Source organism: Bergeriella denitrificans NBRC 102155 (genome assembly GCF_001592185.1).
Classification (GTDB): Bacteria; Pseudomonadota; Gammaproteobacteria; order Burkholderiales; family Neisseriaceae; genus Neisseria; species Neisseria denitrificans.
The window spans coordinates 1-6,106 of record NZ_BCWL01000131.1 but is presented as its reverse complement, the minus strand read 5'-3'; the positions used below and the strand labels follow the sequence as shown (position 1 = coordinate 6,106).

Below are 6,106 nucleotides of genomic sequence, written 5' to 3'. Positions count from 1 at the left end.
GCCTTGCCGTACTACTTGTACTATCTGCGACTCGTTGCCTAGTCTGATTTGAATTTGAACGGCCATACAAAAGGCCGTCTGAAAATCATTTTCAGACGGCCTTTTGTATGGATAAACCCTTATTTTTTCAAACTTTCCATATCAATCACAAAACGGTATTTCACGTCGCTTTTGAGCATGCGTTCATACGCTTCGTTGATGTTTTGCATATCGATCATTTCCACTTCCGGCAAGACGTTGTGTTCGGCGCAGAAGTCCAGCATTTCCTGGGTTTCTTTAATACCGCCGATGAGCGAGGCGGAAATCGAGCGGCGGCCGAACAGCATGGGTACGGTGGAGATGGTTTTCTCGGTATCGCCGACCAAACCGACCAACACCAGCGTGCCGTCCAATGCCAAAGTGGGGACATACGGATTCAAATCGTGGGTGTAGGGCACGGTGTCGATAATCAGGTCAAACTGATTGGCGGCGGCGGCCATCGATGCTTCGTCGGTGGAATAAATCACGCGGCTGGCGCCCAATGCGTAAGCGTCTTGTTCTTTGCCTTTGGAGCGGGTAAACAGGCTCACTTCCGCGCCCATGGCTTTGGCGAGTTTGATGGCCATGTGGCCGAGGCCGCCCAAGCCGACGACGGCGACTTTGCTGCCGGGTTTCACGTTCCAATGGCGCAACGGCGAATAAGTGGTAATGCCGGCGCACAATAAGGGGGCTACGGCTTTGGTGTCCAGATTTTCGGGCACGCGCAGCACAAATTCTTCGCGCACGACGATGCCGGTGCTGTAACCGCCTTGGGTGATGCTGCCGTCGATGCGGTCGCGGCTGCTGTAGGTGGCGGTCATGCCTTGTTCGCAGAATTGCTCCAAATCGTGACGGCAGGGCGCACATTCTTGGCAGGAATCCACCATGCAGCCGACGCCGACCAAATCGCCGGCTTTGTATTTGCCCACCTTGCTGCCGACATTTTTGACGCGGCCGATGATTTCATGGCCGGGCACGACGGGATAGAGTGAAAATGCTTCGCCCCAGTCGGCGCGGGCGGTGTGCAGGTCGGAATGGCACACGCCGCAGTAGAGAATGTCGATTTCGACGTCGTCGGCACGCAGCTCGCGGCGTTCCAAATCAATCGGCGCAAGCGGCGAGGTGGGGCTTTGCGCGGCATAGGCTTTTACGGTGGTCGGCATGGGGAAACTCCTTATTGTTTGACAGCGTATGCCGTCTGAAAATACCCGTCATCGGTTTTTCAGACGGCTCTTGCGCCATCATACTCCTTTCGTGCGCCGCCGAATATGACAAAATCTGCCATACACTGTTGCATCACGCGGCATACCGTCATGATATAGCGTTTTTTCAGACGGCCTGTTGCAGGCAGGCTCCGCGCGCGGTGGCGGCGCGTTAAGGAATTTAATCCTACGCAAAAGATTGCCATAGAAACGCCCTTTGCTGCCTGCTTTGCCCCGTTTTTCAGGTAAAATATGCCTGTTTTATTCCGACTACCGAAAGTCCGCCATGTATTCGCTTGCCCGCAACTTTTTATTCAAGCTCGATGCCGAAAAAGCCCACCACTTGACGCTCGACAGCCTCAAAACCGTACACCGGCTCGGCCTGATTCCCATTACCGACCACCGTACGCGCCCGACCAAGCTGATGGGGCTGAACCTGCCCAATCCGGTCGGCCTGGCTGCCGGTCTCGATAAAAACGGCGCATACATCGATGCGCTCGGCGCGCTCGGTTTCGGCTTTATCGAAATCGGCACGGTCACGCCGAAAGCGCAGCCCGGCAACCCGCAGCCGCGCCTGTTCCGCGTGCCCGAACACAGCGGCATCATCAACCGCATGGGCTTCAACAACGATGGCATCGATGCGATGATTAAAAACATCGAAGCCAGCAGCTATCAAGGCATTTTGGGCATCAATATCGGCAAAAACGCCGTAACCCCCATCGAGCAGGCAGTTGACGACTACTTGGTTTGTCTGGAAAAATCCTACGCTTATGCCGGTTACATCACCGTCAACATCTCGTCGCCCAACACCAAAAACCTGCGCGCGCTGCAAGGCGGCGACGAATTGAGCGCACTGCTCGAAGCCTTGAAAAACAAGCAGGCGCAGCTGGCCGCCGCGCACGGCAAATATGTGCCGCTGGCCGTAAAAATCGCGCCGGATTTGGATGAAGCGCAAATCGCCGACATCGCCCATGTGGTCAAATCGGTGGAAATGGACGGCATCATCGCCACCAACACCACCATCGACAAATCATCGCTGGGCAGCCACCCGCTGGCAGGCGAACAAGGCGGCTTGAGCGGCCTGCCTGGGCGCGACAAGAGCAACCAAGTGCTGAAATTATTGGCCGAACACCTCGACGGCGCGCTGCCGGTTATCGGGGTCGGCGGCATTATGGAAGGCCGCGATGCCGCTGAAAAAATCCGCCTGGGCGCGTCTGCCGTACAAGTGTACAGCGGCTTGGTGTACCGCGGCCCTGCCCTGATTAAAGAATGTCTGCAGGCTTTGCGCTAATCGCCGCGCCTGCCGTCTGAAAACCAACCGTTATGAGGAAAATGCCATGATGAAAAAAACCCTGTTGGCCGCTTTGCTGGCCGCCGCCCTGCCCGTTACCGTTTATGCCGACGACGCGCAGCCGACCCCGAATTTCCGCCTCGGCGCCGTAGATGCCAACCGCCAAGACCAAGGCTTCCTGCCGGACGGGGAATTTTTGTTCCGCAACCAGCCCGACCGCCTGCTCTGCTGGGAGCTGACCGGCCTGTCTGAATTCGCCCTGTCGGCCAACGTCACCGAAACGTTTGTTTCTCCGAAGAGCGCACGCTTTGCCAACGCCGCCAGCTCGGTTGACGGCACCGAACACAAAATCAGCAGCAACCTGCCGGTTATCCGCGCCGACGGCAAAGCGCCCTATATCCGCCACTGCTGGCGCATGGAGCCTACCGACCCGCTGGGCGAATACAGCCTGCAAGTGGATGTCAACGGCGTATCCTACCCCGCTAAAACCTTCCAATTCAAAGCCTATTAATCCGGCTCTTGTATCTTAACGGTCAAAGAACACGGAATAAGCAAGGCGCAGTAATGCCGTATCATTCAGTGTTCCTTGACTACATTCGCAGCCGTCTGCAGCCCTTTACAGGCTTCGGGCGGCTTTTTCCTTTATAATCCGGCTATTCTTATTATTTTTCAGACGGCCTGTACACCATGAATACGTCCATTCCCACCCTGCTTTTAGTCGATGGCTCCTCCTACCTCTACCGCGCCTACCACGCGATGGGGCAAAACCTCTCCGCCCCCGACGGCACGCCCACCGGCGCGCTCTACGGCGTGTTGAACATGCTGCGCCGCCTGCATGCCGACTATCCGCACGACTACTGCGCCTGCGTATTCGACGCCAAAGGCAAAAACTTCCGCCACGAGATGTTTCCCGACTACAAAGCCACGCGCCCGCCCATGCCCGACGATTTGCGCCCGCAGGCCGAAGCGCTGCCGGAACTCGTGCGCCTGATGGGCTGGCCGGTGTTGGTCGTGCCCGATGTAGAAGCCGACGACGTGATTGGCACACTGGCGCGGCAAGGCGCGGAAGGCGGCCTCAAGGTATGGGTATCGACCGGCGACAAAGACATGGCGCAGTTGGTCAACGACAAAGTCACGCTGGTCAACACCATGAGCGGCGAGATTTTGGACATCGACGGCGTACAAAACAAATTCGGCGTGCGCCCCGACCAAATCCGCGATTATCTGGCATTAATGGGTGACAAAGTCGATAACGTGCCCGGCGTAGAGAAATGCGGCCCCAAAACCGCCGTCAAATGGCTGGAACAATACGGCAGTCTTGAAAACGTCATGGCGCACGCCGCCGAAATCAAAGGCAAAGTCGGCGAAAACCTTCAGACGGCCTTGCCGCAGCTGCCGCTCTCTTACGACCTTGTGACCATCAAAACCGACTTGGACCTGCACGGCGAATTGCCCGAAGGCTTGGACAGCCTGCGCCGCCGCACGCCGAAATGGGCGCAGCTCGTGAGCGAGTTCACCCGTTACGGTTTCCGCACCTGGCTCAAAGAAGCCGAAACGCGCATGAAAGAAGCAAACAGCGGCGATTTATTCGGCGCGGAACACATCGGCGAACAAGCCGCGCTTGCCACCGTGACCATGCCGGCCGAACCGGTCATCGAACACCCGCAAGCACCCGATACTTTGAATTACCAAGCCGTGACCACCGAAGCGCAGTTTGCCGCGCTGCTGGAAAAACTCGCCGCCGCCAGACACATCGGCCTTGATACCGAAACCACCTCGCTCGAAGCCATGAAAGCGCAGCTCGTCGGCATCAGCATCGCCTTTGCCGCGGGCGAAGCCGTGTATATTCCGCTCGGCCACAGCCCCACCGCCGCGCCCGAACAGCTGGATTTGCATGATGTATTAGGCCGTCTGAAACCGTATCTTGAAAGCGGAAAGCTGAAAAAAACCGGCCAAAACCTCAAATACGACCAACACATTTTCGCCAACTACGACATTGCCTTACGCGGCATTGCCGGCGACGCCATGCTCGCTTCCTACATCATCGAAAGCCACAAAGGCCACGGCCTCGACGAGTTGGCCGAACGCTGGCTGGGTTTACCCACCATTACCTACGAATCACTGTGCGGCAAAGGCGCAAAAGCCATTTCATTTGCCGATGTCGCCATTGAGCAAGCCGCCGAATACGCCTGCCAAGACGCCGATTTCGCCCTGCGCCTGGAGGGCCGTCTGAAAGCACAAATGGACGGCAAGCAGCTTGAAATGTACGAGCAAATGGAATTGCCCGTCGCCCAAGTGTTGTTTGAAATGGAACGCAACGGCGTGCACATCGACAAAGCCGAACTCGCCGCCCAAAGCCACGAACTCGGCGCGCGCATTTTAGAGCTGGAGCAGCAGGCCTACCAAGCAGCAGGCCAGCCCTTCAACCTCAACTCGCCCAAACAGTTGCAGGAAATCCTGTTCGACAAAATGGGCATCCCCACCAAAGGCCTGAAAAAAACCGCCTCCGGCGGCATTTCCACCAACGAAGCCGTACTAGAAAGCCTCGCCCCCGATTACCCGCTGCCGAAAATCATCTTGGAAAACCGCAGCTTGGCCAAACTCAAATCCACCTACACCGACAAACTGCCCGAGATGATTAACCCCGCCACCGGCCGCGTGCACACCAACTACGCCCAAGCCGTCGCCATCACCGGCCGCCTGGCGAGCAACAACCCCAACCTGCAAAACATCCCCATCCGCACCGCCGAAGGCCGCCGCGTGCGCCGCGCCTTTACCGCCCCCGCAGGCAAAACCATCGTTTCCGCCGACTACTCGCAAATCGAATTGCGCATCATGGCGCATTTGAGCGGCGACAAAACCCTGATTGACGCGTTCAACCACGGCGAAGACATCCACCGCCGCACCGCCGCCGAAGTCTTCGGCATCGCGCCCGAACAGGTCACATCCGACCAGCGCCGCTACGCCAAAACCATCAACTTCGGCCTAATCTACGGCATGGGCCAATACGGCCTGGCCAAATCGCTGGGCATCGACAACGTATCGGCCAAAAACTTCATCGACCGCTACTTCGCCCGCTACCCCGGCGTCGCCGAATACATGCAGCGCACCAAAGAACAGGCCGCCCATCAAGGCTACGTCGAAACCCTGTTCGGCCGCCGCCTGTATTTACCCGACATCCACGCCAAAAACGCCAATGCAAGAGCCGGCGCCGAACGCGCCGCCATCAACGCCCCCATGCAAGGCACCGCCTCCGATTTAATCAAACGCGCCATGGTCGCCGTATCCGACTGGTTAGCTTCAGAAACGTCATCCCCGCATGGTTTAGGCGGGGACGGCCTTGAAAGCAAACTGATTATGCAGGTGCATGACGAATTGGTGTTGGAAGTCGTTGATTCAGAATTGGATTTTGTACGCGGGAAATTGCCGGAGATTATGGCAAAAGTGGACGGCGGGATGTTGGCTGTACCGCTGGTAGCGGAAGTGGGGAACGGGGAGAATTGGGAAGAGGCGCATTGATTTCAGGCCGTCTGAAAATAGACGGGCAGCAATAATGTGTATGGTGGGCAAATCGTTGTCTGCCATTTCAGATAAA

At 57.3% G+C, this 6,106-nt stretch carries 4 protein-coding genes; 3 read left to right on the top strand and 1 reads right to left on the bottom strand.

Going from position 1 to position 6,106, the window contains the following annotated elements:
* Positions 1-119 precede the first annotated feature (119 nt).
* The gene (locus BDE01S_RS07490; protein ID WP_066079596.1) at positions 120-1,181 is read right to left on the bottom strand and encodes an NAD(P)-dependent alcohol dehydrogenase; all 1,062 of its coding nucleotides are present in this window, start codon (positions 1,179-1,181) and stop codon (positions 120-122) included.
* A gap of 325 nt (positions 1,182-1,506) precedes the next feature.
* Here BDE01S_RS07490 and BDE01S_RS07485 point away from each other — a divergent pair, with 325 nt between their 5' ends.
* The 3 genes from BDE01S_RS07485 to polA all read left to right on the top strand — a co-directional run bounded on the left by BDE01S_RS07485 (position 1,507) and on the right by polA (position 6,030).
* Positions 1,507-2,511 (top strand): quinone-dependent dihydroorotate dehydrogenase, encoded by a 1,005-nt coding sequence (locus BDE01S_RS07485; protein ID WP_066079593.1) that lies wholly within the window; start codon positions 1,507-1,509, stop codon positions 2,509-2,511.
* A 46-nt stretch (positions 2,512-2,557) separates the two neighbouring features.
* Positions 2,558-3,022 carry a PM0630 family protein gene (locus tag BDE01S_RS07480; protein ID WP_066079590.1) on the top strand — a complete coding sequence of 155 codons (465 nt, stop codon included), beginning with the start codon at positions 2,558-2,560 and terminating at the stop codon, positions 3,020-3,022.
* Positions 3,023-3,198: 176 nt separating this feature from the next.
* Positions 3,199-6,030: a DNA polymerase I gene (gene polA, locus BDE01S_RS07475; RefSeq protein ID WP_066079587.1), complete on the top strand. Its 2,832-nt coding sequence runs from the start codon at positions 3,199-3,201 to the stop codon at positions 6,028-6,030.
* Positions 6,031-6,106 lie beyond the last annotated feature (76 nt).